A 25,603-nucleotide genomic window follows, 5' to 3' on the forward strand; every position below is an offset into this window, starting at 1 on the left:
AATATTCCTCCTTAAAAGAGATCGTTACTATCTACGATAAGGGCGACGCGACCGTCACCGAGAATGGTCGCCCCAGAGATAGCCGGAATCCCTTCAAGATACGTACCGAGCGGTTTCATGACAATTTCTTGTTGACCAATCAAATCATTGACGACGACTCCGACGAGTTTATTGCCTTTACGAACAACGACAACCGGGAATTGCGATTTCGTTTCCGATTCAATCTCAAACATTTCTTTCAAGTAAACGAGTGGGACCAATTGACCTCGGAAGTCAAAGACCCGCTCACGATGTGCCGTTAAAATATCTGCTTCATCGAGTAATGTCGTCTCAAGAATTGATGTCAACGGAATTGCGTAAGATTCCTCGCCAACTTGTACGAGCATCGCCGAGATGATCGAGAGAGTGAGCGGTAAACTAACTTGGAATTTCGTACCTTGCCCTGTGACCGTCTCTAAGGAAACGACACCACCGAGTGACTCAATTTTATTTTTGACAACATCGAGTCCAACCCCACGTCCTGACAGGTCAGTCACCACGTCTGCCGTCGAGAAGCCTGGAGCAAAGATGAGCATCGCCAATTCGTTCTCAGACATCGCCGTCGCTTCATCATCCGTGATGACACCACGTTCCAACGCTTTCGAACGAACCTTGTCGACGTTAATACCTGCGCCGTCATCCTCAATCTCTATAAAGACGCGGTTTCCGCCATGATAAGCGCGTAAAGATAGCATACCTTGCTCTGGTTTACCGGCTTGAAGACGCGCTTCTGGACGTTCGATTCCATGGTCAATCGCATTCCGAATCAAGTGAACGAGTGGGTCGCCAATCTCATCAATGACCGTGCGATCAAGTTCTGTTTCTGCACCAGAGATATCCAGCTGTACTTTCTTGTGGATTTCTTTTGCGACCGAGCGAACCATACGTGGAAAGCGATTGAACACTTGCTCAATCGGCATCATACGGAGAGTCAAGACGAGTGATTGCAATTCGTTCGTTCCACGTTTGATTTTTTCGACCGTTTCATTTAATTCAGGTTGACCAACTTCATCAGCTAAGCGTTCTAATCGTCCGCGATCGATGATGAATTCTTCGAACAAGTTCATGAGTCGGTCGATGCGTTCTAAGTTGACGCGAATCGTTTTTGCTTGAGCCTGTGCTGCCGCTTGCTCTTTTCCGTCCTTCGCGTCTTTCGATTCTTCCTTATCCGGAACACTTTGTACGATTGGTTCGAGGGCAATCGTCTCAGTCGTCACAGCGACTTCTGGTTCACTGTCGGACTTTTCTGTGAACGTACTAACTTCAACGCGTTCTACTTCTGATACTTGGGCGATGGCGTGTTCAATCACTTCTGTCGTCTCCTGCGATAGGAATAAGACGTCAAACGACAAATCGAATTGTTCTTGTTCAATCTCTTCTGTCTCAGGGTACGTACGTACGACTTCACCCAACTCTTGGAGGCGATCAAATACCATATACGCCCGTGCCGCTTTCAACACAACAGCTTCTGATAATTTGACAGTGATTTGATATGCTTCAAATCCAGATTGTTTCGCTTGATCGATGACCGAATTCGTATACAGATCGACTTCGAACGTATTTGTCTCTGACGTTTGTTCGACTACAGCCTCTTTACCACCGATGAATGATTGGAATCCGGCGACCGTTTCAGAAACATCCACATTCGCTCCCTTTCCTCCGCTTTCGATGTCTGCAATCATGTCCTCCATCTGTTCCATAGCGATGAACATCGTATCCAACAATAATTGGTTACTTTCTTTTTTACCGCCCCGCACGAGGTCGAGCGCACTTTCCATCTCGTGTGTCAAATTTGCGACTCGTTCATATCCCATCGTCGAAGACATACCTTTTAAGGTATGTGCAGACCGGAAAATCTCTTGTACGACATCTGCACCGCCTGTTTGCTCCAATTTAAGTAATTGCGTGTTGATTGATTGGATATGTTCTTGGGACTCATCTAAAAACAACCCTAAGTATTCGTTCACGTCCATCTCTATTACCTCCCTGTCGTTATACTCGGTTCCACTGTTTCCTTAAATTCCCCATCAAACGATTCATCAAGTGACGTGGTTTCGGCGGCGTCCCCGTAAGCGTTGTCAAAATTCGTTCGAGCCGCCAGCTAATATCACTTTTTCGATTGTATTGATAAAACGGGACTTGTGCGATGACTGCCTTTCTGACAGATGCGTCATCTGGTAGAAAGCCGAGGAATCGAATCGTTTTATTTAAAAACTGTTTGCATGCGACTTCCATCCGTTCGAAACATTGAAGTGCTTCCTCACCAGACTGAGCTCGGTTGACGATGACGCCTAGCGGTAAGTCAGGATATTGATGATGCACCAGTTTCGTATATGCATAACCATCCATTAACGAGGTAGGTTCAGGAGTCAAGATTAAAAACATCTCATCACACCCGGCAATAAATTGGAGCGAAGTGTCCGTCGCTCCAGCCCCCATATCGAAAAGGACGTAATCATATTCGGTCAGTACTTCGAGTTCTCGCATGAGAAATTGCATGTCCTCATCTGAGAGATGGACGAGTTGGTCCTGCCCACTCCCTCCATGTAATATATCGACACCATACACATTTTTCTGAACAGCTGAAGCCAACGGAATACGAGCTTTGACAGACTCAATCATCGTTCTGGACTTCATTGCATTCATAAGAATATGAACGTTGGCCATACCAATGTCAAAGTCGACAATCAACACCCGTTTCCCGAGCTCGGCTAAGGCGATCGCTGTGTTGACGCATACGTTCGTTTTTCCGACTCCGCCTTTTCCACTCGCAAAGGCAATCGTAGTCGGATGGGCACCATTAATTGCTCTTAAACGCCTTGCTTGGTCCATCTTGCCCACCCTTCTTTCTCGAACAGTCGTTTCGTCAATGCGTCCGCATGTCCTCGAATCAAGTCATCTGGCACTTCTTGACCATCCGTCATCCATGCGACCGGCAGACCACTCTTTTTCACCATGCGGTACATCGCATGGATATCACTCGTTTCGTCCGCTTTCGTAAAGATGAGCGAGCTGAGGGGCAACGATTCAAACTGGGAATAGATCATGTCCATGTCTTTCATTTTTGAAGTCAAACTCAACACGAGTGAAAGACTCGTTTCTGTAAAGTCATGATGCTCATGAAATTGTTCCACATATGCAGGATCACGGAAATTTCGTCCCGCCGTGTCAATCAATACGATATCTTTACGGGCAAATAATTGCTTCGCCCGTTTAAAATCATGAAAGTCATACGCCACCTCGACCGGAATACTCATGATTTCAGCATACGTTTTCAACTGTTCAATCGCTGCAATTCGATACGTATCGGTCGTGATCAAGCCGACCGTCTTGCCTTCCTTCAACTTGAAGTGCGCTGCAAGTTTAGCAAGCGTTGTTGTCTTCCCAACCCCTGTTGGTCCAACGACCATTACATATCGTTTGGCATCCGGTGGTTCAATGAAGGACGATTTGACTTGTTCGTACACATATCGTTCGACCTCTTCTATGGATTTTGTCGTATAGTACAACTCGTTCAGTGTCTCTTCCCATGATTCATCTTCAAATGACCCTGTCGAGAGTAACGATTCAACGTGTCGCAGTGAAGAGTGAAGCCTCGGTGCCGGTGCACCAACTACGCGAGTGGGTGGCGTTTGAGGTGTTACAGGTTTCGTTGATTCCGTCCGTACCGGGACAGATTGCCGCGGCTGTATGGTCGTTTGTTCTTTTTCAAGCGCTGCAATGACTTCCACTTGCTTTGAGGCGAAGAGCCCGAACCATCCGGTCTTCACTTGTCGTGAATTGAGGATGACCGCTTCATCACCGAGCTCTTGTTTTACTTTCGCCATCGCTTCTGCCATCGTCTTAGCCGTAAACTTTTTAATCTGCATCTTAAATCACCCCAATACTTTTCACTTCGACGGAACTGAGTAATTCATTATATGCCAACACTGGAACATCGGGATAATACCGTTCGAGCAATTGTCGAACGAATAGACGAATTGTCGGTGAACATAAAATCACAGCCGATGCCCCATACCGTTCAAACATGGACAGTTGCTCGCCCGTACGTTCGATAATTTCCCGAGCTTGCTCCGGGTCGAGGGCTAAATAGTTCCCAAACTCCGTTTTCTGAACCGCTTCTTGAACGGTTTGTTCTGTCTGACCGCCGAGCGTGACCACGTAAAGCGGCCCCTCAGGAGGCTTCACTTGATCGGTCAACTGACGTGACAAGCCTTGACGGCAATACTCTCCAAGAATCTCTGCATCTTTCGTCACTTTTCCGTAGTCTGCCATCGTCTCGAACAAAAGAGGCAAGTTTCGAATCGATACATTTTCCTGTAACAAGTGGCGTAACACCTTTTGAATCTCGCCGATTGAGAGAACCGATGGCGTGACATCTTCTACTAGAACCGGATGAGTTTCCTTCAAATGTTCGACGAGTTGCTTCGTTTCTTCTCGTCCGAGTAAGTCAGCGGCATGTTTCTTCAGCGTCTCTGTTAAATGTGTCGCGACAACGGATGGGGGGTCGACAACGGTATACCCGCTCATCTCTGCCCTCGTCCGAGTCTCCTCATCAATCCAAAGAGCAGGAAGCCCGAATGCCGGTTCTGTCGTTTCAATCCCATATACTTCAGGGTCTTCAATCCCCGGACTCATCGCCAAGTAATGGTCAAGCAGCAACTCACCTTCCGCGACGACATTCCCTTTCACTTTAATTCGGTAGGCGTTCGGTGAAAGTTGCAAGTGGTCACGAATCCGGACAGTCGGTAAGATAAACCCGAGTTCGAGTGCGAGTTGACGACGAATCATGACGACCCGATCTAACAGGTCACCACCTTGCGACTCGTCCGCAAGCGGAATCAAGCCATATCCGAATTCAAATTCAATCGAGTCAATTTGCAACAACGAGACAACCGACTCAGTCGGTGCTGTTGAAGGTTCTTCCTCGATCATCGGTTCTTCCGTTGCCTGACGGATGTTACGTCGCATCGTATAGGCACCGAAGAACGCGGTACCAGCGATAATCATCGTTACCGGAAGAAGTGGTGGTGACACGAATCCAAGCATGAAGACGATCGAGCCTGCGATATAGAGCAGCGCCGGGTTTTGCCCGAGCTGGTCAATCACATCTTCTCCTAAGTTCCCGTCCGAGACGGCACGGGTCACGATAATCCCAGTCGCTGTTGAAATTAAGAGAGCCGGGATTTGACTGACTAGCCCGTCCCCAATCGTCATGAGTGAGAACGTTTGAAACGCTTGTCCAACCGGTAAACCCATTTGAGCGACACCAATGATAATTCCAAAAATCAAGTTGATCGTTACAATAATAATCCCAGCGATGGCATCCCCTTTAACGAACTTCGAGGCACCATCCATCGACCCATAAAAGTCGGCTTCACTTTGAATTTTACGGCGACGAATCTGAGCCTCTTTGTCATCAATCAACCCAGAGTTCAAGTCGGCATCAATGGCCATCTGTTTCCCTGGCATCGCATCGAGCGTAAAACGTGCAGATACTTCAGACACACGTTCCGCACCCTTCGTGATGACGACGAATTGAATGATGACGAGAATCAGGAAGACGACGAACCCGACAAGGACGTTCCCGCCGATTACAAAGTCACCGAATGTCGCGATGACTTCCCCACCGTACCCGTTCGAAAGAATCGAACGAGTCGTCGATACGTTCAACCCGAGACGAAACAACGTCACAATCAATAAGAGAGAAGGGAATACGGAGAAGTCGAGTGCTTCTCTGGCATTCATCGCTACAAGTAAAATCATGATCGCGATTAATATATTTACGATGATTAAAAAATCTAATAAAAAGCCCGGTAACGGGATGATTAGCATAATGACAATCATCAAGACGCCAATCAAAATTGCAAAGTCTTTCGCTTTTACTGCCAACACATACTCCTCCTCAAGACGGTTGCTTCATTTGATAGACGAATGCGAGAACTTCCGCAATCGCTTGATAAAACGACTCATCTACCACCTCACCGATATCGATTTGCGCATAGAGTGCTCGTGCGAGCAGCTTATTCTCTACAATCGCCACGTCATGTTCTTTTGCTACATCTCGAATATGAAAGGCGACTCGGTCGACACCTTTTGCGACAACGAGTGGTGCAAAGTCTTTCGTATCGTCATATCGAATAACGACCGCGTAATGGGTCGGGTTCGTGATGACGACGTCTGCATTTGGAATTTCTTGCATCATACGTCGCATCGCCATTTCTCGTTGCTGCTGTTTGATCTTTGATTTAATGAGTGGATCACCTTCGGAATTTTTGTACTCATCTTTAATATCTTGCTTTGACATTCGAATCGATTTTTCGAAATCAAAACGTTGATAGAAAAAGTCAAGTAACGCAAGTGCGAGTAAAGCGACACTCACCCAAAGTCCAAGCTGAATCGTAATACTCGCGAGTGCGATAATCGATTCTCGAATCTGTTCGACGGCCATGCGAGACAATTCTTTTTGATTTTGCCAAAGGACAGCAACTGCGGTTGTCAGGATGATTAAAAATTTGAATAAGGACTTTAAAAATTCGACGACCGCTTTCATACTGACGATGCGTTTCACCCCTTTAATCGGGTCAATCCGCTCGAGCTTCGGCTGAATGGCCTCTAACGAAAATAGCGCTCCAATTTGGAGGTAGTTGATCAAAATCCCAAACACGACGGCAACGATAAAGAATGGTGCTAAAATCAATCCAACGCGCAGCATCAAATCGACCACCATATCCGACATTCCTCCAGTCACATTGAACAATAAATATTCCGGACTGAGTAAATCTCCAATCAACGAAATTAATTGTTGACCGATAAATGGCCCAAAAAATGATAACATGAGGAACATTACAAAGAGCGCAAACGCTCCAGTCAAATCCGCAGACTTAGCGACTTGCCCTTTCTTACGAGAATCCTCTCGTTTACGCGGTGTCGCTTTTTCTGTTTTTTCACCTGCAAAAAACTGTAGATTGACCGATAAAGGGTATAGAGGCTTCTTCATGACGCGTCTCCTAGTATAAGCATAAAATCGTGCATCACTTCTTGAAGCAACGGAATGAACTGGCTAATTGATGTCAGTGTCAGCCCTAACAACAAGACCATGACGGAGAACCCGGCAATGAGTTTGAATGAAAAACCGATAGCAAAGATATTGAACTGCGGTGCCGACTTCGCCAAAAAACCAAGTGCTAAATCAACAAGTAATAAAGACGCCATCATCGGTAACGCTAACTGTAATGCGACCATCATCGTCATCGTGACGACTTTTACGGCCATCATGAGTGAGGCTTCGGTAAAGTTGATCATTGGTTGACCGGGTGGGTAGATTTGAAAACTATAGTAAATACCATCAATCAGCAGAAGATGCAAGTTACTCGTCAATAAAATGAATAGCGTAAAAATATAATAAAATCGTCCGATCAATGGCGATTGCCCTCCAAACATCGGATCATACGCGGAAGCCATTGCCAAACCGAGTTGTAAATCGATCACCCCACCGGCAATTTGCGGAGCAAAGAAGAGAATATTGATTAATAATCCGAGCAATAGTCCGATTACGACCTCATATACCACTTGCAACACAAACCCATTGGTCATTTGTATCGGCTCGGTCAATGTGAACATCGCGTAATACGCTAAAAACGCACTGAACCCCACGCGATGCATGACCGGTAACTGCTTCGTCGAGAACAACGGGACACTGACAAAAAAGCCAGACAGTCGCGCGAACGTTAACCCATACATACTGATGAAATCGACTGCATTCATTTCGACGCAACCTCAACCATTAGCTCGAAGATCAATCGGGTGAACCCTTCAATCTGTTGAAGCATCCACGGTCCGAAGATGACCAGACCAATAAAGACCGAGATAATTTTTGGGACGAACGATAATGTCTGTTCTTGAATTTGAGTCGTGGCCTGTAAAATCGAGATCACGAGACCGACAATCAGTGAGATGAGTAAAAGTGGCATTGCAATTTTTAATAATGTCCACACACTCTCTGTTGCCAAATAGATGACCATTTCTTGTGTCATGTCCGTTCCCCCTACATACTTCTAAGCAATGATTCCACAATCAAGTGCCAACCATCGACCAATACAAACAGTAATAATTTAAACGGTAGTGCGATCATAACCGGTGGAAGCATCATCATCCCCATCGACATGAGGACACTTGCGACGACCATATCAATGATTAAAAACGGTAAGAAGATCATGAAGCCGATTTGGAATGCGGTCTTCAACTCACTGATCGCGTAAGCAGGTACCAAAGCGAGAAGCGGTACATCATCAAGTGTTTCAGGCTGGTCGTAATTCCCATACTTCAAAAACAATTGCAAATCCTCTTGTCTCGTATATTTCGACATGAATGCCTTCATCGTCCCACTCGCCTCATCGAACGCCTCATCTTGTGAGATCTTGTCATCGAGGTAAGGCTTCAAAGCGTTCTCGTTTAAGTCAGAGAGAACCGGCGACATGACGAACAGTGTGATAAACAATGCCAATCCGACAATCAATTGGTTTGGCGGGGTTTGCTGTGTACCGAGCGCTGGTCGAATGAATGACAGGACGACCACGACCCGGGTGAAACAGGTCATCAAGATTAAAAAGGATGGTGCAAGCGTCAGTAACGTCAACAAAATCAATAACTTGATGGATGTCGAGGTACTGTCCGGTGTTTCTAAATTGATTAATTGCTCAAACGTTGTCATGATTTCTTCCTCACTTCTTCTAGCTGAGCAAGTTGTTTCTTAAAGGTGTCTAAAAATGCATTCGAATTTGACGTTCGGAGTGACAAGGATTCTGTTTGCTCGTCATCCACCGCTTCCGCATCGAGTCGATCAATCAGTTGAATCGAGTCACCTACACCAAGGACGTACACTTGGTCCCCGAGCTTCACGAGCTGGACAGAGCGATCTTTTCCGAGAGGGACACCTCCGAGATGTTTCATATGTTGAGTCGCTTTCACGCCTTGTGTTTTTGAACTGAGCCAACGCATCAAGACGATGAAACCGCCGACCACGATAACGAGACTTAACACGACTTTCACGCCATTGCCAATCGTTGACGCTGTCGTTGGAACTTTACTTTCCACTTCATCTGTCTGTTGTTGCTCGAATTGTTGGTCTACGGTGGCGGCCTCAACCGTGGCCGGAACAAAGAGCCCGACCACGAGAAGAATAATCAACCACCATTGCTTCATTGTGCGACCGTTTTAGAAACTGCTTCGATGACGCGTTCTGCGTTGAACGGCTTGACGATGAAATCTTTCGCACCGGCTTGAATCGCATCAATGACCAGCGCTTGTTGCCCCATCGCCGAACACATAATAATTTTAGCGTTTGAGTCAAAACTGCGAATTTCTTTCAAAGCTGCCAAACCGTCCATCTCAGGCATCGTAATATCGAGTGTGACGAGATCCGGTGTGAGTTCACGGTATTTTGCAATTGCGTCCGCTCCGTTCTCCGCCTCACCTACTACGTCATATCCGTTCTTTGTCAAAATATCTTTGATCATCATGCGCATGAACGCTGCGTCATCCACTACTAATACTTTTGCACTCATTCTAATTTCCTCCTTAGACGATTCCGATCCGCTCATGCGGTTGAATAATTTCTGTTACACGTACCCCAAAGTTTTCTTCAATGACCACAACTTCTCCTCTAGCCATTCGTTGTTGATTGACATAAATATCGACCGGTTCACCTGCTAGCTTGTCGAGTTCGATGATGGAGCCTTGCGATAACTCAAGCACTTCCCGAACCGATTTTTTCGTTCTTCCTAACTCTACTGTCACGTTCAACGGAACGTCATACAATAGACCAAGGTTTGCAGGGGCTGCATCTTGTGAGGCCGATGATTGGAGCGGCATAAATTCTGCCTGACTCACTGCCACTTCAGGCATGGACTTTTGCTTATCCAGTTGCGGGGCAACAGATTGTGATTGTGCTTGCGGTTGCGGTTTTGGTGCTTCCACTTTCGGTTGCTCTTTTACCGATTGTTTTACTTTCCCGGTTGCTTTCATCAACTCATCGACCAATTGCTTTCCAAACTGAATTGGTGCAATCTGGACGATTTTAGAGTCAATCAATGTGCCCACTTTGAGATTGAATTCAATGAGTACCATTGTTTCCCAAAGTTCAAGCCGATCGATAATTGTCTGATTCTTCGTTGTATCAAATACTTCAACAAGTGGTGGGGAAATGTCGATTTTTTTTGAAAACACCGTCGACAGTGACGTTGCTGCCGCACCCATCATCTGGTTCATCGCTTCTTGAACAGCCGATAAACGAATCTCATCGAGACTATCAGGATCTACATTCTCACCCGTTCCACCTAGCATAAGATCAGAAATGATGGCCGCATCTTCGCGAGTCAACACGAGGACGTTCTCCCCTTTAATTCCTTCTGTGTAACCAACACGTAAGGCCACGTGAGGAGTCGGGTAACGCTCACGCAAGGCATCAATTGTCACTTCACTAACAATCGGTGTCGTGATTTCAACTTTTTGTTGTAGTAGTGTCGACAAGGCCGTTGCCGAGTTGCCGAACGAAATGTTACCAATTTCCCCAAGTGCGTCGCTCTCCATCGAATCTAAATGTTCTTCTTCCACTTTGACTTCCGACGTCGGCGTATTGTCGCTTGTTCCACGTAATAACGCGTCAATTTCATCTTGTGACAGCATCTCACTCATTGCTCTTCCTCCTTCACACGGTGAAGCACTTGCACAGCCATTCGCTTCCCGCTCACACCGACTTGCCCTTTAAATACTTTATTTTCTCCCACCATGACGGATAGAGGTTCTTTCGCTAATTGATCAAGTGCCAAACAATCTCCAACTTCTAGATGCAGTAAATCTCCAAACGTAATTGTCGTCTCACCGAGTAAAGAGACAACCTCGACCGCCGAGTTCATCAACTGGGCTTTGAGCGGTTCTTTACTCGATTCGCTCGCATTCCGACGATTCGCTTCCTGCATCCAATAATGACTCGAGAGTTTGGATAAAACAGGTTCGATTGTCACGAATGGGAGACAGACGTTGATTGTCCCACTCACTTCCCCAATCGTCACTCCAATCGAGATCAACACGACCGTCTCGTTTGGTGAAACGAGTTGTAAGAACTGCGGATTCACTTCAACAGCAGACATTTCTGCTTTAATCTCTGCAATCGATTCCCATGCATCCCCATAACTTGAAAAGGCACGCTTGTACAATTGCGTCAAAATCCGCATCTCGATTTCAGTGAACGATTCGATTTTATCCACCTCGACACCCGGGCCACCAAGTAAGCGGTCTAACATCGCATACGAAATGTTCGGGTTGACCTCGATGATGAACCGACCGTTGAGCGGTGGCGCTTCAATCAAGTTGATCATCGTCATACTCGGAATAGAATGAATGAATTCATCGTACGGTAATTGTTCGACCGAGTTGACCGAAAATTGAACATATGTGCGAAGCTGGGCCGAGAAAAATGTCGTTAACATGCGAGTGAAATGCTCGTGAATCCGAGTTAAACTACGAATTTGATCTTTAGAAAATCGAACGGCTCGCTTGAAGTCGTATTGTCGAACTTTTTTCTCTTCCTCTTGTGCGAGAAAGGAATCCGCTTCGACATCCCCACTGCTTAGAGCAGATAGTAAGGCATCAATTTCTTGTTGAGACAGTACTTCTCCCATGATGCCACCTCACTGAATAATTTTCTTCGTCATATAGACGCGTTGGACTTCACCTTCTTCAAGCAGTCCGTTAAGTTGTTCTCGTAATGTTTGTTCGAACTTTTGCATATCTTCTTTCGTCGTCAACTGTGCTTTGGTCATGCCAGCCAAATCGCCAAGAATAACGTTATGAACTTGGAACTTGCGCAGTTCTAAATTCTCTTTTGTTTCAGCTGCATCAGTGACAATCGTAAATTGAACGTTGATGAAACGCTCGTCTTGAATGTTTGTCGTCATATCATCTGTCATGAAACTACGTTCCGCCAACTCTTCAGCCGTGACCGGTTTCGTTTTAGCAGTGACGTTATCACCGAAGACGTATTTGTAGGTCATGAACCCGGCTCCGCCCATGACGATCAGGACGACTAGCAAGATAATCACGACCTTCAGTCCGCCACCTTTTTTCTTTTCTTCTTCACTCATCTTCTTCACCTCTTGTGAACATCGTTCCGACTAAACCAATTGAGCGGTAAAAGACTTCGGTTCGTTCAATGATTTGGTCTTTCGTTTCTTTCACGAGATACGTTTTGCCATTAAACAATTGGATAATCGTGTCGGGCTCTGCTTTCACCGTTTCGATGAGCAGGGCGTTGAGCACGAATTCCTCACCTCGAAATGCCGTGACGCGAATCATCAGCGTTTCAAGTTAACGAGCTCTTGAAGAATCTCGTCTGAAGTGGTAATAATACGTGTATTCGCCTGGAAACCACGTTGTGCCACAATCATTTCCGTGAACTCTTCAGAGAGGTCAACGTTTGACATTTCAAGCGCACCGGAGACGAGTGTTCCTCTACCTTCTGCCCCCGGGACTCCAATCTGCGGTACACCTGAGTTTTGTGATTCAGAAAAGTTGTTTGCCCCAGTCTTTGAAAGACCTGCATTGTTCGCAAAGTTTGCTGTGACAATATAACCCGCAACTTGTAATTTACCTGCATCATCTACAAAGCTGACTTTACCGTCTTTTGCAACCGAAATCGCTTTGGCAGTTGGAGGAATCTGAATACGGCCATATCCATCTGCTGGACCAGGAGTTACCGTTGGATCGTATGGTGCAATTGCGGTTTCAACAGAATTAAGTGGTGGAGTTCCAGCTGGTGGTGTCGCTGTACGAGAAGCTAGTAAGAACGTCCCGTCCCCAGTGACAAGATTTCCATCATTGTCAGTATAAAAGTTACCTGCACGAGTATATTGGAATCCATTTTCAGTTCGTGTTACATAAAAACCTTCACCTGAAATTCCAACATCAAGGGCACGCCCTGTATTTTGCATGGCCCCTTGGTTGTACACGTTATCGACCGTTGCCATCGTACCACCTAGTCCGATTTCTTTCGGGTTAATCCCCCCTGCAGTCGTTCCGTTACCACCCGATGCACTACCGACTTGTTGACTGACGAGGTCTTTGAATGTGACGCGACCTTTTTTATATCCGAACGTGTTGACGTTGGCGATGTTGTTCCCGACGACGTCTAGCTTTGATTGAAAGTTCTTCAATCCACTGATTCCTGAGTACATTGCTCTTAACATTATATTTCCCCCTACGCTTATTTGATGGAAGTGATATCGTATACGCTGACTGACGTGCCGTCTTCAAGATCGGCCATATACCCTGTTAAATCATTTCGAGAGATTGAGACAACGCGACCTGACCCTTTTGTCGTCTCTTCGCTCGTTTCTGATGTGAAGTCAATTGTTTTACCAATCATGCTACTGTATTCAGAAATCGATGACATATGGCGGTCAACGAGGACAGAGTCAAGTTGTTTCGAAATCGTTTGCATCTGTTCGAGTGAAGAGAATTGCGCCATCTGTGCGATGAATTCACGGTCTTCCATCGGCGACATCGGGTCCTGGTTCGCGATTTGAGCGAGTAACAATTTCATGAACATGTCTTTGTCGTATTGATTCGTCGCTTTTGGAAGCGACTGGTCTGGCAATGTATAATCATTCGTCTTCGGCTGGATGCTCGTCATCTTCAGATCCTCCTTTCGGCTGTTCGTTAGGTTGTTCCTGGTCCGGTTGCTCAGAACCTTCTGACGTGCCCGACTTCGAATCAAGAGCTTGTTGTGTCAAGTTGACCTCAACCCGAACGTTTTGAGAATGAGGTGCCAATGTTTGCTGCAACTGTTGGACTTGCGACTGAATCAGTTGCTTCGCCTCTTGGCTACTGGCAAACATTTTGACGACAAGCTCCCCGTTCTTCCGTTCCATCTTGACGACAAGTTCTCCAAGTTGCTCCGGATATAGCCTCACGGTGAACACTTTTGAACCATCTGCCCCACTTTTGAACGGTGCCTTTTGAAGAGCCGCTTCAATCCGAGCTTGTAAGTTTTCAGGAAGTGACCCTTTTGAAGCATACATGACGGTATCCACATCAATTTGTGGTCTCGACCAGTTCATTCCTTTCGGCATCCAGTCGACATTACTTGATTGAAGTGCAGGTTTTGCTATTTTTACGGTTTCAACATTCGTCATTACGGGAACTTCTTTCATTGTGCCCTCGCCTGGACCTTTATGTTGCGTGATAATCCGCTGAATCGTTTGAACATGCTTTGCAAGTTCTTGATTCGGAACAGGTTGAGTGACTGGAACATGTGGCGTTTGACCAGCTGCTTCTTTTTGGTTCATTACATTGATTGATGAGCTAGCCTGCATAATCACCGGTAAAACCGAAGACGAGAGCGTCTCAGCTTCTTGTGAAGAATTGGACAATTGCCCGAGTAATCCTACATACGCATCCATAAACGTACGATACGCATCTTGCGGTAATGATTTAAGCCAATCCAACGTGTCAGGTTTTTGAAACCATGACTCGAGTTCCTTAGCCATCTTTTCAAGGTCGACCGCTGCTTCAGGAAGCGCACCTTCTTCAAGATGAGGAAGTGCTGTTTGCTCTCCAGAGCCTTGCGCCGAACCGAGCATCGCCGACAGGAGGTCTAGAAAGCCGCCTGCACTCTGCGACTCACCTTCCGCAACTCCGGCTCGAGCCGTTGATCCTTGAATGGCTTGTGTCAATAAAGCGATATTCAATGTTGGCCCTCCCTTTTCATGTTCATTGGAGAAGCTGCGTCACAACCGCAGCTTGCTGTGCGTTCATACGCCCTAAAATATCCGCCTGCTGTTTAGGAGATAATTCCTTTAACAGATCAGCTACCTGCGGGCTCTCTAGCTCGCCCATGATTGCTGCAGCCTGTTTGGCAGACATTTCTTCATAGACACTGGCAACATCGGATGAGGTTTCATCTTCTTTAGTCGCTGCTTCAAGCTCAGAGGTGAGACGATCTCGTTCGCGAATCAAATCGGTAATTTCTTCTTGTCTCGCTTTTACTTCGTTCGTCAATTCAATATTCTCATTCCGTAATTTTTCAATCTCACTGTTCGCCGCTTTCAAGCGATTCGTTGTTTCTGAATCGATTCCCGTCACATTGACTTGAGTCTCAGACGTTTTAGTTTCCCCCGTCTTTTCGTCATTCTTTACTTCTAGTAAGGGAACAGATAACAGTGGACGGTCCATCGCATAGTTCATGACGACGATTCCGCCAACTAAAATGAAAATCGCTGGAATGAGGACCAACGCCACAATCATTTGCTTGCCTCGTTTATTGTTCTCGTTTGCCATGCTACTTCCCTTTCCCATGATGAATCACAGCAAGTTCGTCCATCATTTGTTGCTCTGTAAGTTTTGCCACTGTCATCTCATGCAGGCTGGCTTTTTCATGTAGTGTCACATATTTCTTTTCTTCCACCACTTTGCCGAGCAATCGCTCTTGCGATACATGATAGCGATTGCGCGCTTGTTGAACGACGAGCTGTTGCGTCTCGATTTGACGTTTCACTTGTTCTCGTGTTTTTTCACGATATTGCGACATGAGGAGATCGATTCTTCCAGATTGTTCATCTTGATGTTTAATCAATGCTTCATACATTAAGAGGAGATCATATAACTTCTCCATCTCCGTTTCGAGTTTCGATTTCAACCCTCTTACTTCTAAGGCAGCATCTTCTTTCTCATGTTCAGCTATAGGTATGATTCGTTCTAATATGAGTCTATTCATGATTCACCTCGCGCGATATGTGACAAGTGGCCCATCGTCTGTTCAAATGCGGCGTCTTCCTCAATCGATTGCTTCAAGAACGTCAATAAGAATGGATACTTCTCAATTGCCGTATCGATTGCTGGATTGGTCCCTTTTTTATATGCACCGATATTAATCAAATCTTCTGCATCGATATAAGTTGCTAACCAGCTACGGAATGTTTGAGCCGCTTCCCGATGTACAGGAGACGCGATTTGATTCATGACCCGGCTAATCGACTTTAAGACATGGATCGCAGGAAACTGTCCACGGTTCGCAAGCGAACGGTCCATGACAAAGTGTCCATCTAATATCCCTCGCACCGCATCAGCGATCGGTTCATTCATATCATCCCCATCGACAAGCACCGTATAAAACGCCGTGATTGATCCGCTGGCTGCGGTACCACTCCGTTCTAGCAGTTGTGGCAACATGGCGAATACAGACGGTGTATACCCTTTAGATGTCGGTGGTTCACCGGTTGCGAGTCCAATTTCACGCTGCGCCATCGCAAAACGTGTCACCGAGTCCATCATGAGAACCACTTCTTTTCCTTGGTCGCGGAAATACTCTGCAATCGCGGTAGCCGTGTATGCACCCTTCAAGCGGACAAGCGGTGGCTGATCACTCGTCGCTACAATCACGACGGATCGAGCCATTCCTTCCGGTCCAAGCTCTTTTTCGATGAACTCTTTCACTTCTCGCCCACGTTCTCCAATGAGTGCAATGACATTAATGTCAGCAGAAGAACGTTTGGCAATCATCCCGAGCAACGTCGACTTTCCTACGCCAGACCCGGCAAATAATCCGACACGTTGACCTTTCCCGACGGTCAAAAGACCATCAATCATGCGGACACCGGTCGATAGAGCTTCTAAAATCCTCGGTCGATTCAATGGGTTCGGCGGTTTGCGTTGAACGTCGTAACGTTTTCCGGTCACGAGTTGCTCACCGGATAAGGGACGCCCTAAACCGTCGAGTACCTGTCCAATCAGTTCTGCGCCTACAGGAACTTGAAGCATCTTCCCTGTCCCTTTTACAAGACAACCTGGTGCGATTTGGATAGTTTCACCGTATGGCATGAGAAGAACACGCTCTTCATTGAAGCCAACCACTTCTGCTTCAACCGTTTCATTTGAAGGAAGGACAATCAAACATCGTTCCCCGACAAACGCGCTCGGTCCATTTGATTCAATCATCAATCCGACGACCCGACAGACTCTGCCGATTTTACGCATATACTCGCCATCTGCGGACTGCTTGATTGATTCGATGACCTGTTCAATAAGCGCCATCCGCTAAAACCTCCTCGATTTTGGCTTGGATGCGTTCGAAGCTGTACGATAAATCGACTTCATTTCCACGATGTGGCGATTCAATTCGAATAGCTGTTTCGTCAAGCGATCCATCTCCACGATACTTAAGAGGCGGTGTCTCGTCTGTCCGCCACATCGATTCGAATTGCTGAATCGATGCGAGTCGGGTCGGATGTACAAAGATTGTGAGTGATTCGGCGTCAATTAGGTGTGACATCTGTTCACGAATCATCGTCGCAAACAACTCTTCATCTTTTCGAACAAGATCCGTTGTCACATGAGCACTGACCGAGATTGCCAGCTCGATGAGTTGTTCTTCCGCTTGTCTCCATTTTTCTTCAAATATGAGTTCAAGTTCGGTCGAAACGGAATTTAATCGTGTGGTGATGGTCTCGAACTCAGCCAATCCGTCCTGCCTACCTTGAAGGAGACCTTGCTGATACCCTTCTGAACGCGCCTCCTCGAACACCTGTTGTTTCAACCGCTCCAACTGTTCGACTTCGGTCAACTGAAACTGTTGAAATGCTTCTTCATCCTGTTTCAGCTTCTCGTAGCGCGACTCGATGACTTGATGATGGTCGATGTGATCGGTCGGTTCAATAACGGGTGTTTCTAATCGTTTGGATTCAATCCGTTGCGGAATGTTCGACATTGCACGTTGACGTTTGATTACATTAGACAACGATGTCATCTCCTCCACCTCGGCTGATTACAATCTCGCCGACATCCTCTAGGCGGCGAATGATTCCGACGATGCGGCTCTGCGCCTCTTCCACGTCACGCAATCGCACTGGCCCCATAAATTCCATGTCTTCTTTGAACGTTTCGACCATCCGCTGTGACATGTTTTTGAAGATGATTTGTTTTACTTCTTCTGAAGACACTTTGAGTGCTAACAACAAATCATCGTTCGCCACTTCACGGATGATTCGTTGAATCGCACGAGAGTCGAGTGTGACGATATCTTCGAATACGAACATGCGTTTCTTGATTTCTTCTGCGAGCTCTGGGTCTTCGATTTCGAGCGCATCGAGAATCGTGCGTTCCGTCGTCCGGTCGACACCATTCAACACTTCGACAACCGCCTCAATACCACCCGACTGGGCATAATCTTGCATATCCGTTTGCGAGAGGTTCTTTTCAAGAATTTGTTCCACTTCATGAATAACGTCAGGATTGAGTCGATCCATCGTCGCAATCCGTTTTGCTACTTCCGATTGAATCTCAGGCGGTAGCTCCGATAATATCTGGCCTGACTTGACCGGTTCTAAATGGGCTAATATCAATGCAATCGTCTGTGGATGTTCATTTTGTATAAAGTTCAGTAACTGTTTCGGGTCTGCTTTTCGTGCAAACTCGAACGGTCGTACTTGTAAGGTCGATGTTAGACGATGAATCAATGCCATCGCTTTATCTTCACCAACGGCCTTCTCAAGGACCGTTTTCGCAAATCCGATCCCACCTTGAGTGATGTAGCTTTGTGCCATGGCGAGCTCATGGAACTCACCGAGAATGCTATCTTTTTCTTCCGGGGACACTTTTTTTAACGCTGAAATTTGAAGCGTCAGTTGTTCCATCTCTTCTTCAGAAAGATGCTTATAGACGTTCGCCGCCACTTCCGGTCCCAGGGAAATCATGAGCATCGCTGCTTTTTCGCGATTCGATTGTTTTGCATAATTCACGTTACTCACTCCTCAGACATCCAAGTACGAAGCAGTTTAGCAAACTCTTCTGGATTACTTTCAGCTAATTTTTCTAACTGTTTCTTCTTCACTGCCCCTTCACCTCGCTCCTCGAGGTCCAGGTCTGGAACTTCATCTTCATATGGGACTTCCCATTCGTTCGTCTCTTCCACGACTTCTTGCTTGCGTCTACGCATCGCGAAGAAGATGAGCGCAAGAAGAATGACCGCTCCGGCTGCTGTCGCATACATCCACCATGGTGTAGGTAGTTCCGTTGCCGCGATTTCTTCTACTTCGGCGAACGGTCTCGACACAACGACGACCTTCTGTTCGAGTTCGGCATCTGTGATGGCCACATCCGTCTTCGCTAATGAAGTTCGAATGATGGAATACATCATCGTTTCGAGATCACCTTCGAGTTGTGGATCGATACTCGTTGCACCATCTGGCGGCTCAACAATGAGTTGCACACCTAGGTCGCGAATCGTATACGGTGCATCTTGAATCTGTTTGGTGATGCGATTCACTTCATAATTGATGATTTCATGATTCTTTTCACTTTCATCCGTTCCGTCCCCTGTAGCTGCCGGGAAGTTGATTGTGTCATTTTCACCAGTCCCAGTTGCTTCTGTCGCCGTCCCAGTTGCGCCTGTGTAAGCTTCTGCGATTCGTTCAGCTGAAGTCACAATACCTTCCATATTTTCTTCATCAACTGGCGTCACTAAATTCTGTTCTTCGGCTGTCTGTGTCGTATCGATATCAGCTGTGACAGAAACGAGTACGCTCCGTTCACCTAGTAAGACAGATAACATCTGTTGGATTTGTTGACGGACGTCTTTTTCGACTTGACGTTTTAATGCCAATGGGTCAGATGAAGAGCCCCCTGCAACTACCGTTTGATCGAGATCATAATACGTAAAGTATTGATCCATAATTGAAATATTTTCAGGTTTTAAGTTAGGAACACTCTTACTGATTAAATGATAGAGGCCTTTCACTGTATTCGGTTCCAAGCTCGTTCCTGCACCGACGTTTAATACAATTGAAGCTGTCGGTTCTCCTTGATCTTCTGCTAAAAAGACAGACTTTTCAGGAAGGGAGATGATGACTTTCGCTTGATTGATACCTTCTATTTGAGTGATGAGACGCTCTAACTCCGTCTGCATTGCACTTCGCTCGATGACAGCCATTTCACGGTCTGTCGTTCCAAAACCTGCGTTTTCACTGAAGAAGCTATAGTCAATCGATCCGGATTTTGGAATCCCGGCCGCGGCAAGGCTCACTTTTAACTGATCGACCATTTCATTTGGTACATATACGCTCACACCGTTCGAAGTCGCCTTGATTTCTGACTTCACTCCGTCCGCCGTCAACTTCTCCGTCACTTCACCTGCTTCTTGAGCAGACAAGTTCGTATAGAGAGGTGACATGTTTGGTCTCGAAAGGAAGAATGTAAGTACGAAGGCCGCGATTAGAATGACCGCAATCGAGATGCCCCATACGAGTTTTTGCTTCGTTGAAATCGCCTTCAATGAGTCGGTCATGGATTTGAATCGTTCTTTTAATTGTTCATTCATCGCAACTTGTCATCCTCTACAATTAAACTTGCATTCGCATCATTTCTTGATAGGCTTCAACAGCCTTGTTCCTCACCTCGATGGCAAGTTGCATCGCAATCGACGACTCTTCGCTTTGGATCATCACTTGATGAAGGTCAGCTTTTCCGACGGCCAAATCTTTACGGGCCTGACTTGTCGCTTGTTGTGTCTCATTCAGCGCGTTCATCGCTTCATTCAAATACGACCCAAACTGAGATGGGTTCGTTTTGTTCATTGATGGCATGACTTCCGGGCTCATCAATTGAATCGGATTAATTTGCATCCCTGATCACTCCTTATCCTTTTCCAATCTCCATCGCTTTGACGAGCATCGCCTTCGATGCGTTCATTGCAGCAATGTTCGCTTCGTAAGAGCGAGTTGCACCCATTAGGTCGACCATCTCTTTTAACAAATCAACGTTTGGCATTTGTACGTACCCACGCTCGTCCGCATCGGGATGGCTCGGATTGTAGGCCAACTTGAAAGGTGCATCGTCTTCGATGATTTGAGACACTTGCACCCCACCATTAACAGTATCCATTTGTTTTCGGAAAGGTGCTTCCTGCAACACAGTCATCTTTCTCGTATAAGGTTGCCACTCGCCATCTACGAGTTTCCCTCGTGTCGTTTGGGCATTGGCAATGTTGGCCGAGACGGTATCCATTCGTAAACGTTGAGACGTTAACGCTGATGCTGAAATATGAAAACTATCAAACATTCCCATCGATTAACGCCCTCCCCGAATAACTGATTTTAATCCTCCGAGCCTGCGATTTAATTGTTCCATCGTCGCCTCGTACTGGAGTTGGTTTCGTGCCAGTTCACTCATTTCATAATCTAAGTCGACATTGTTGCCATCACTTCTCATCGCTCCACCTGCTCGATCGACTACTTTTGATTGAGTCGAGTCACTCGGTCGACCATCTTGTAGTTTGAGACGCATCTCACTTTGAAGTGTCTGCTCAAATATCGCTTGTTTCGCTTTAAAATTTGGTGTGTCAATGTTTGAAAGGTTATGACTGATAACCTTCTGATTGAGAACTGCATGATTAACGGCTTGCTTGAGTAATTGATAGTCACTACCAATCCAATTCACGGCGTTCACTCGCTTTCGTGTGATAACTACTGAATATACCTGATTTGGAAATTCCACTATTTCATTGAAACAAATCTGTAACAGTTCTGAAAGATATTTTTTAAAACATAGGTAAATGGCTTAATGTATTTTTGTCGAATTGCCGACAAATTCTGAAAAAAATTACTTTTGCACTAAAAAAAACCGCCCTCTGCCAAGAGAAAGCGGTTTTTTAGGAATAAAGTTCCTTTTTAAAGGGTTTTCAATGTTAATTATACATCAAAAGTGGCGTTCTAGTTTGATTTTAGTTTTTGTAATTCAAACAAGAAGTTGTCATTTAATATTTTAATATACGTTCCTTTCATTCCTAAAGAACGTGATTCAATAACCCCCGCACTTTCCAATTTTCGAAGTGCGTTTACGATTACTGAGCGTGTGATTCCCACTCGGTCGGCAATTTTGGAAGCAACTAGCAGTCCTTCGTTACCACCGAGCTCCTCAAAAATATGCTCGATTGCTTCAAGTTCTGAATACGATAATGAATTGATCGCCATTTGAACGACAGCCTTCTTACGGGCTGATGTCTCTGCTTCCGCAGCTTTTTCCCGAAGGATTTCCATCCCAACAACGGTCGCGCTATATTCAGCGAGGACGAGGTCGTCTTCTGTGAATTCATTCGCCAAGCGCCCTAAGACGAGTGTACCTAGACGCTCACCACCGCCGATGATCGGAACAATCGTCGTCATCGAGTTTAGGAAGAGATCGTGGTTCTCGACAGGGAATGCCGTATATTCGCTGTCGATATCGATGTTCGCTGTCGTTTCCTTGACATTGAACAAGTTTGAGGCATAAGGTTCTGGGAACTGTCGGTCCACCAAGAATGCCTTCATGCGTTCATTTTCAATTTGTTGTTTGATTGCAAAGCCGAGTAAACGTCCACGACGGCTCACGATAAACGTGTTTGATTCAAGTACTTCACGCATTTTGTCCGCCATTTCTTTAAAATCAACGTGCGCACTTGCTTCTTGTTGAAGCATCGTGTTTAATTGGCGAGTTTTGTCTAGTAAATTCATAATGTCTATTTCCTCCCTGTATGTGCATACAGAATCTTATAAAATATATTGACTCAAGTCTCGATCATCTGCGATCGAGCCCACTTTTTCTTGTACGTAAGCTGGTGTGATTTCCACGCTTGTTTGTGGCATATCCGCAGCTTCAAATGATAAATCTTCCAAGACACGCTCCATGATTGTATATAGACGGCGTGCTCCGATATCATCGGTCTCGCGGTTGACATGTGTCGCAATTTTTGCGATTTCTTCAATCGCTTCATGTGTAAAATCGACCGTGATTTCTTCAGATTCTAACAGTGCTGTATATTGTTTAATCAGCGCTTGTGATGGCTCAGTCAAAATTTTGACGAAGTCTTCCTCTGTCAAACTGTTCAATTCGACGCGAATCGGGAAACGACCTTGTAATTCTGGAATCAAGTCAGATGGCTTCGCCATATGGAAAGCACCGGCTGCGATGAAGAGCACATGGTCCGTTTTGACCGGTCCGTACTTCGTGACGACCGTAGATCCTTCGACGATCGGAAGAATATCTCGCTGTACACCTTCTCGAGAAACACCGGCGTGATCTTGTGACTTTGTTGCGATTTTATCGACTTCATCAACGAAGATGATCCCCATTTGCTCGCTTCGCTGTACCGCTTCATCGTGGACTTCGTTCAAATCAAGAAGGTTTTCTGCTTCTTCTGCTACGACAAGGGGGCGTGCCTCGCGAACTGTCAGCTTACGTTGCTTCCGTTTCTTCGGAACGATTTGTCCAAGCATATCCTGTAGATTAGACAAGCCTTCCATTCCTTGCCCTTGGAACAAGTCGACAGTCTGTTTTTCTTCAAGTTCGACTTCAATGACTCGATCTTCAAGTTCACCGAGCTCGAGCAGACGACGGAGTTGGGCCCGGTCTGTTTTAGTCGTGTCATTCGATGACTCAGGTTGTTGTGTCTGACCGCCGAACAATGCTTCAAACGGGTTTGATGCGCTCGGTGCAGCTTTCGCTTTCCCTTGAAGGGCATCTAACAATCGTTCAGTCGCCGCACGTTCAGCAGGTTCTTTAACATCTTCTTTCTTCTCTTCTTTGACGAGACGTACAGATGCCTCCACAAGGTCACGCACCATCGATTCGACATCCCGACCGACGTAGCCGACTTCTGTAAATTTTGTCGCTTCTACTTTGACGAACGGAGCTCCGACTAGTTTAGCTAAACGGCGGGCAATCTCAGTTTTCCCGACCCCTGTCGGTCCGATCATCAAGATATTTTTAGGGGTGACTTCATCTCGAAGGTCTGAACTTAACTTTTGACGGCGATAACGATTGCGTAATGCAATCGCTACGGCCCGTTTGGCATTCTTTTGACCGATTACGAAGCGGTCTAATTCCGATACGATTTGTCTAGGTGTCAACTCTCGATTCATTCAGCAGCGCCTCCGATCGTTTCTACAATGACTTGATCATTTGTATACACACAAAGCTCACCAGCAATTTCAAGAGCGGCTCGCGCAATTTCTTCTGCGGATTTGTCAGGAGAATGACGGACGAGCGCGCGACCTGCCGCGAGCGCATAATTTCCGCCTGACCCGATCGCGAGGATCCCATCATCCGGCTCGATGACTTCTCCATTCCCAGAGACTAATAATAGATGTTCGGCGTCCATGACAATCAATAACGCTTCAAGCTGACGTAACATTTTATCTCCGCGCCATTCTTTCGCAAGTTCGACCGCGGCACGCGGCAAGTTACCGTTATACATTTCAAGTTTCGATTCAAACTTTTCAAACAATGTGAAAGCATCGGCTACGCTACCTGCAAAACCGGCAACTACTTTCCCGCCGTACAGGCGTCTCACTTTCTTCGCCTTGGTTTTCATGATGACGGCATTCCCAAACGTAACTTGGCCATCTCCACTCATCGCACATTGCCCATTGTGTCGAACTGCAAAAATTGTCGTTGCATGAAACATATCGTAACCTCCTACTTTCTTGGATGTGTCGCTTGATAAATCGAACGTAGACGTTCAGTCGATACGTGGGTATAGCGCCCGGTCGTTGACAGTGACTCATGTCCGAGCAACTCTTGCACAGCGCGCAAGTCCGCTCCACGCTCTAACAAGTCCGTTGCGAAACTATGACGCAACGAATGCGGGGTGAGCGGCTTATGTACCCCACTCTCTTTTCTCAAACGCTTCATAACATACCGAATTTGGTCTGTTGTCATTCGATTCCCTCTTTGACTCAAAAATAATGCATTTTCCGAAGGAGGAACGACTTCTACGCGTATTTCGATGTAATGTCGTAACGCTTCTACAGCATATTGTCCGACCGGGACATACCGTTCTTTTTTCCCTTTTCCTAACACATGTACGAATGACAATACTTCATCAAAGGACGAGAGGTTCATCCCACAAAGCTCAGCAACACGAATCCCCGTCCCATATAGAACTTCGAGAATGGCTACGTCTCTCGCTTTTAAAAACGGATCGTCCTGCTTTAACGCAGCCTCTAGCAGTAGCTCGACTTCAGTCGGGACAGCGAAGGTCGGTAATGACTGTCTTTTTTTCGGTGAAGTGAGATCGTGAAACAGCGGTTCTCCCCCATACTCCCTTGCCATATACTTCCCGAATTGCTTGAGGCAAGACACTTTTTGGGACACCGTGGACGCGGCCAATTGTTTCTCGTAAAGGACATATAAATAACGCCGCGCCGTCTGTGCATCATAAGGGTCTTGATGCGCTGATTGGCAATATGCGGCGTACTGTTCGAGCGTTTGCTCGTAAGAGCGTTTCGTATGAGGAGACAGTCGACGTTCAATTTGGCAATAGCGTAAAAATGATTGTCGATCCTCTAAGAATCCCATTTTATCGCCTCCTCGATGACACGTAAAAACGCATGTTCTCGTCAAATCGAAATTAGCATAGCATACAGAATGTACGGTGACAATAGATAGTCGTTCAATAATCTGAAAATTTTCAAAGTATGAAACAAAATACACAATTGAAATTTTACTTCAAAACAAAAGAGCCAAAAATTGGCTCTCT

Annotated in this window: 30 protein-coding genes; all 30 read right to left on the reverse strand. The window is 46.1% G+C overall.

Features of this window, described 5'->3' with window-relative positions; all coding sequences use genetic code 11:
- Positions 1 to 11: 11 nt before the first annotated feature.
- Positions 12 to 2,012 (reverse strand): chemotaxis protein CheA, encoded by a 2,001-nt coding sequence (locus KNO76_RS00930; protein ID WP_214881539.1) that lies wholly within the window; start codon positions 2,010 to 2,012, stop codon positions 12 to 14.
- A gap of 19 nt (positions 2,013 to 2,031) precedes the next feature.
- Positions 2,032 to 2,871 carry a MinD/ParA family protein gene (locus KNO76_RS00935; RefSeq protein ID WP_214881541.1) on the reverse strand — a complete coding sequence of 280 codons (840 nt, stop codon included), beginning with the start codon at positions 2,869 to 2,871 and terminating at the stop codon, positions 2,032 to 2,034.
- The gene (locus KNO76_RS00940; RefSeq protein WP_214881542.1) at positions 2,850 to 3,908 is read right to left on the reverse strand and encodes a flagellar biosynthesis protein FlhF; all 1,059 of its coding nucleotides are present in this window, start codon (positions 3,906 to 3,908) and stop codon (positions 2,850 to 2,852) included. Before KNO76_RS00940 ends, KNO76_RS00935 begins: the two co-directional genes overlap by 22 nt.
- 1 nt (position 3,909) lies before the next feature.
- Entirely contained in the window at positions 3,910 to 5,931 is a 2,022-nt protein-coding gene (flhA, locus tag KNO76_RS00945; protein WP_026826232.1) for a flagellar biosynthesis protein FlhA, read from the reverse strand.
- 13 nt (positions 5,932 to 5,944) lie between these two features.
- On the reverse strand, positions 5,945 to 7,039 hold the full coding sequence (flhB, locus tag KNO76_RS00950; protein WP_214881545.1) for a flagellar biosynthesis protein FlhB: 1,095 nt from the start codon (positions 7,037 to 7,039) through the stop codon (positions 5,945 to 5,947).
- The gene (gene fliR, locus KNO76_RS00955) at positions 7,036 to 7,806 is read right to left on the reverse strand and encodes a flagellar biosynthetic protein FliR (protein ID WP_026826234.1); all 771 of its coding nucleotides are present in this window, start codon (positions 7,804 to 7,806) and stop codon (positions 7,036 to 7,038) included. Before fliR ends, flhB begins: the two co-directional genes overlap by 4 nt.
- Positions 7,803 to 8,075 (reverse strand): flagellar biosynthesis protein FliQ, encoded by a 273-nt coding sequence (fliQ, locus tag KNO76_RS00960; protein WP_026826235.1) that lies wholly within the window; start codon positions 8,073 to 8,075, stop codon positions 7,803 to 7,805. Before fliQ ends, fliR begins: the two co-directional genes overlap by 4 nt.
- A gap of 11 nt (positions 8,076 to 8,086) precedes the next feature.
- Positions 8,087 to 8,752, reverse strand: coding sequence for a flagellar type III secretion system pore protein FliP (fliP, locus tag KNO76_RS00965; protein ID WP_026826236.1), 666 nt, complete (start codon positions 8,750 to 8,752; stop codon positions 8,087 to 8,089).
- Positions 8,749 to 9,243, reverse strand: a complete 495-nt coding sequence (locus tag KNO76_RS00970) for a flagellar biosynthetic protein FliO (protein ID WP_214881548.1) — start codon at positions 9,241 to 9,243, stop codon at positions 8,749 to 8,751. Before KNO76_RS00970 ends, fliP begins: the two co-directional genes overlap by 4 nt.
- Positions 9,240 to 9,605: a response regulator gene (locus KNO76_RS00975; RefSeq protein ID WP_214881551.1), complete on the reverse strand. Its 366-nt coding sequence runs from the start codon at positions 9,603 to 9,605 to the stop codon at positions 9,240 to 9,242. The genes KNO76_RS00970 and KNO76_RS00975 overlap by 4 nt, the downstream gene beginning before the upstream one ends.
- A gap of 13 nt (positions 9,606 to 9,618) precedes the next feature.
- Positions 9,619 to 10,734: a flagellar motor switch phosphatase FliY gene (gene fliY, locus KNO76_RS00980; RefSeq protein ID WP_214881553.1), complete on the reverse strand. Its 1,116-nt coding sequence runs from the start codon at positions 10,732 to 10,734 to the stop codon at positions 9,619 to 9,621.
- On the reverse strand, positions 10,731 to 11,720 hold the full coding sequence (fliM, locus tag KNO76_RS00985) for a flagellar motor switch protein FliM (RefSeq protein ID WP_026826240.1): 990 nt from the start codon (positions 11,718 to 11,720) through the stop codon (positions 10,731 to 10,733). Before fliM ends, fliY begins: the two co-directional genes overlap by 4 nt.
- 9 nt (positions 11,721 to 11,729) lie before the next feature.
- Positions 11,730 to 12,182 (reverse strand): flagellar basal body-associated FliL family protein, encoded by a 453-nt coding sequence (locus KNO76_RS00990; protein WP_214881555.1) that lies wholly within the window; start codon positions 12,180 to 12,182, stop codon positions 11,730 to 11,732.
- Complete coding sequence (locus tag KNO76_RS00995) at positions 12,175 to 12,393, reverse strand: flagellar FlbD family protein (protein ID WP_026826242.1); 219 nt, start codon at positions 12,391 to 12,393, stop codon at positions 12,175 to 12,177. The genes KNO76_RS00990 and KNO76_RS00995 overlap by 8 nt, the downstream gene beginning before the upstream one ends.
- Positions 12,393 to 13,283 (reverse strand): flagellar basal body rod protein FlgG, encoded by an 891-nt coding sequence (flgG, locus tag KNO76_RS01000; RefSeq protein ID WP_026826243.1) that lies wholly within the window; start codon positions 13,281 to 13,283, stop codon positions 12,393 to 12,395. The genes KNO76_RS00995 and flgG overlap by 1 nt, the downstream gene beginning before the upstream one ends.
- A gap of 17 nt (positions 13,284 to 13,300) precedes the next feature.
- Positions 13,301 to 13,729, reverse strand: coding sequence for a flagellar hook capping FlgD N-terminal domain-containing protein (locus KNO76_RS01005; protein ID WP_026826244.1), 429 nt, complete (start codon positions 13,727 to 13,729; stop codon positions 13,301 to 13,303).
- Complete coding sequence (locus KNO76_RS01010) at positions 13,701 to 14,786, reverse strand: flagellar hook-length control protein FliK (RefSeq protein ID WP_214881557.1); 1,086 nt, start codon at positions 14,784 to 14,786, stop codon at positions 13,701 to 13,703. Before KNO76_RS01010 ends, KNO76_RS01005 begins: the two co-directional genes overlap by 29 nt.
- Before the next feature lie 22 nt (positions 14,787 to 14,808).
- Positions 14,809 to 15,375: a MotE family protein gene (locus KNO76_RS01015; RefSeq protein WP_214881559.1), complete on the reverse strand. Its 567-nt coding sequence runs from the start codon at positions 15,373 to 15,375 to the stop codon at positions 14,809 to 14,811.
- A 1-nt stretch (position 15,376) separates the two neighbouring features.
- Positions 15,377 to 15,811: a flagellar FliJ family protein gene (locus KNO76_RS01020; RefSeq protein ID WP_214881561.1), complete on the reverse strand. Its 435-nt coding sequence runs from the start codon at positions 15,809 to 15,811 to the stop codon at positions 15,377 to 15,379.
- A complete protein-coding gene (fliI, locus tag KNO76_RS01025; RefSeq protein WP_214881563.1) occupies positions 15,808 to 17,127 on the reverse strand; it encodes a flagellar protein export ATPase FliI in 1,320 nt (439 codons plus the stop codon). The genes KNO76_RS01020 and fliI overlap by 4 nt, the downstream gene beginning before the upstream one ends.
- Positions 17,114 to 17,839, reverse strand: a complete 726-nt coding sequence (locus KNO76_RS01030) for a FliH/SctL family protein (protein WP_214881565.1) — start codon at positions 17,837 to 17,839, stop codon at positions 17,114 to 17,116. Before KNO76_RS01030 ends, fliI begins: the two co-directional genes overlap by 14 nt.
- Positions 17,823 to 18,830, reverse strand: a complete 1,008-nt coding sequence (gene fliG / locus KNO76_RS01035) for a flagellar motor switch protein FliG (protein WP_026826250.1) — start codon at positions 18,828 to 18,830, stop codon at positions 17,823 to 17,825. Before fliG ends, KNO76_RS01030 begins: the two co-directional genes overlap by 17 nt.
- 5 nt (positions 18,831 to 18,835) lie before the next feature.
- A complete protein-coding gene (gene fliF, locus KNO76_RS01040; RefSeq protein ID WP_214881567.1) occupies positions 18,836 to 20,407 on the reverse strand; it encodes a flagellar basal-body MS-ring/collar protein FliF in 1,572 nt (523 codons plus the stop codon).
- Between the two features lie 22 nt (positions 20,408 to 20,429).
- On the reverse strand, positions 20,430 to 20,711 hold the full coding sequence (gene fliE / locus KNO76_RS01045) for a flagellar hook-basal body complex protein FliE (protein WP_214881569.1): 282 nt from the start codon (positions 20,709 to 20,711) through the stop codon (positions 20,430 to 20,432).
- A gap of 13 nt (positions 20,712 to 20,724) precedes the next feature.
- Positions 20,725 to 21,153, reverse strand: a complete 429-nt coding sequence (gene flgC / locus KNO76_RS01050; protein ID WP_214881573.1) for a flagellar basal body rod protein FlgC — start codon at positions 21,151 to 21,153, stop codon at positions 20,725 to 20,727.
- 3 nt (positions 21,154 to 21,156) lie between these two features.
- Positions 21,157 to 21,525 carry a flagellar basal body rod protein FlgB gene (gene flgB / locus KNO76_RS01055; protein ID WP_026826254.1) on the reverse strand — a complete coding sequence of 123 codons (369 nt, stop codon included), beginning with the start codon at positions 21,523 to 21,525 and terminating at the stop codon, positions 21,157 to 21,159.
- 272 nt (positions 21,526 to 21,797) lie between these two features.
- The gene (gene codY, locus KNO76_RS01060; protein WP_026826255.1) at positions 21,798 to 22,577 is read right to left on the reverse strand and encodes a GTP-sensing pleiotropic transcriptional regulator CodY; all 780 of its coding nucleotides are present in this window, start codon (positions 22,575 to 22,577) and stop codon (positions 21,798 to 21,800) included.
- A 36-nt stretch (positions 22,578 to 22,613) separates the two neighbouring features.
- Positions 22,614 to 23,984 carry an ATP-dependent protease ATPase subunit HslU gene (gene hslU, locus KNO76_RS01065; protein WP_214881576.1) on the reverse strand — a complete coding sequence of 457 codons (1,371 nt, stop codon included), beginning with the start codon at positions 23,982 to 23,984 and terminating at the stop codon, positions 22,614 to 22,616.
- A complete protein-coding gene (gene hslV / locus KNO76_RS01070; RefSeq protein ID WP_026826257.1) occupies positions 23,981 to 24,529 on the reverse strand; it encodes an ATP-dependent protease subunit HslV in 549 nt (182 codons plus the stop codon). The genes hslU and hslV overlap by 4 nt, the downstream gene beginning before the upstream one ends.
- Positions 24,530 to 24,540: 11 nt before the next feature.
- Entirely contained in the window at positions 24,541 to 25,422 is an 882-nt protein-coding gene (locus tag KNO76_RS01075; protein ID WP_026826258.1) for a tyrosine recombinase XerC, read from the reverse strand.
- Between the last annotated feature and the right edge of the window lie 181 nt (positions 25,423 to 25,603).

Source organism: Exiguobacterium sp. s101, from assembly GCF_018617835.1.
GTDB classification, from domain to species: Bacteria; Bacillota; Bacilli; order Exiguobacteriales; family Exiguobacteriaceae; genus Exiguobacterium; species Exiguobacterium marinum.

Excerpts from the sequence above, each read along its gene's own strand:
- KNO76_RS00970 (WP_214881548.1), bottom strand. The coding sequence starts at position 9,243 with ATGAAGCAATGGTGGTTGATTATTCTTCTCGTGGTCGGGCTCTTTGTT.
- KNO76_RS00935 (WP_214881541.1), bottom strand. The coding sequence starts at position 2,871 with ATGGACCAAGCAAGGCGTTTAAGAGCAATTAATGGTGCCCATCCGACT.
- flhB (WP_214881545.1), bottom strand. The coding sequence starts at position 7,039 with ATGAAGAAGCCTCTATACCCTTTATCGGTCAATCTACAGTTTTTTGCA.
- fliE (WP_214881569.1), bottom strand. The coding sequence starts at position 20,711 with ATGCAAATTAATCCGATTCAATTGATGAGCCCGGAAGTCATGCCATCA.
- KNO76_RS00990 (WP_214881555.1), bottom strand. The coding sequence starts at position 12,182 with ATGAGTGAAGAAGAAAAGAAAAAAGGTGGCGGACTGAAGGTCGTGATT.
- flgG (WP_026826243.1), bottom strand. The coding sequence starts at position 13,283 with ATGTTAAGAGCAATGTACTCAGGAATCAGTGGATTGAAGAACTTTCAA.
- hslU (WP_214881576.1), bottom strand. The coding sequence starts at position 23,984 with ATGAATCGAGAGTTGACACCTAGACAAATCGTATCGGAATTAGACCGC.
- KNO76_RS01005 (WP_026826244.1), bottom strand. The coding sequence starts at position 13,729 with ATGACGAGCATCCAGCCGAAGACGAATGATTATACATTGCCAGACCAG.
- KNO76_RS01075 (WP_026826258.1), bottom strand. The coding sequence starts at position 25,422 with ATGGGATTCTTAGAGGATCGACAATCATTTTTACGCTATTGCCAAATT.
- fliR (WP_026826234.1), bottom strand. The coding sequence starts at position 7,806 with ATGAATGCAGTCGATTTCATCAGTATGTATGGGTTAACGTTCGCGCGA.
- KNO76_RS01015 (WP_214881559.1), bottom strand. The coding sequence starts at position 15,375 with ATGGCAAACGAGAACAATAAACGAGGCAAGCAAATGATTGTGGCGTTG.
- KNO76_RS00995 (WP_026826242.1), bottom strand. The coding sequence starts at position 12,393 with ATGATTCGCGTCACGGCATTTCGAGGTGAGGAATTCGTGCTCAACGCC.
- KNO76_RS00930 (WP_214881539.1), bottom strand. The coding sequence starts at position 2,012 with ATGGACGTGAACGAATACTTAGGGTTGTTTTTAGATGAGTCCCAAGAA.
- fliF (WP_214881567.1), bottom strand. The coding sequence starts at position 20,407 with ATGAATGAACAATTAAAAGAACGATTCAAATCCATGACCGACTCATTG.
- KNO76_RS00975 (WP_214881551.1), bottom strand. The coding sequence starts at position 9,605 with ATGAGTGCAAAAGTATTAGTAGTGGATGACGCAGCGTTCATGCGCATG.
- fliY (WP_214881553.1), bottom strand. The coding sequence starts at position 10,734 with ATGAGTGAGATGCTGTCACAAGATGAAATTGACGCGTTATTACGTGGA.
- codY (WP_026826255.1), bottom strand. The coding sequence starts at position 22,577 with ATGAATTTACTAGACAAAACTCGCCAATTAAACACGATGCTTCAACAA.
- fliI (WP_214881563.1), bottom strand. The coding sequence starts at position 17,127 with ATGGCGCTTATTGAACAGGTCATCGAATCAATCAAGCAGTCCGCAGAT.
- KNO76_RS00940 (WP_214881542.1), bottom strand. The coding sequence starts at position 3,908 with ATGCAGATTAAAAAGTTTACGGCTAAGACGATGGCAGAAGCGATGGCG.
- hslV (WP_026826257.1), bottom strand. The coding sequence starts at position 24,529 with ATGTTTCATGCAACGACAATTTTTGCAGTTCGACACAATGGGCAATGT.
- KNO76_RS01020 (WP_214881561.1), bottom strand. The coding sequence starts at position 15,811 with ATGAATAGACTCATATTAGAACGAATCATACCTATAGCTGAACATGAG.
- fliP (WP_026826236.1), bottom strand. The coding sequence starts at position 8,752 with ATGACAACGTTTGAGCAATTAATCAATTTAGAAACACCGGACAGTACC.
- fliQ (WP_026826235.1), bottom strand. The coding sequence starts at position 8,075 with ATGACACAAGAAATGGTCATCTATTTGGCAACAGAGAGTGTGTGGACA.
- fliM (WP_026826240.1), bottom strand. The coding sequence starts at position 11,720 with ATGGGAGAAGTACTGTCTCAACAAGAAATTGATGCCTTACTATCTGCT.
- flgC (WP_214881573.1), bottom strand. The coding sequence starts at position 21,153 with ATGGGAATGTTTGATAGTTTTCATATTTCAGCATCAGCGTTAACGTCT.
- KNO76_RS01030 (WP_214881565.1), bottom strand. The coding sequence starts at position 17,839 with ATGACATCGTTGTCTAATGTAATCAAACGTCAACGTGCAATGTCGAAC.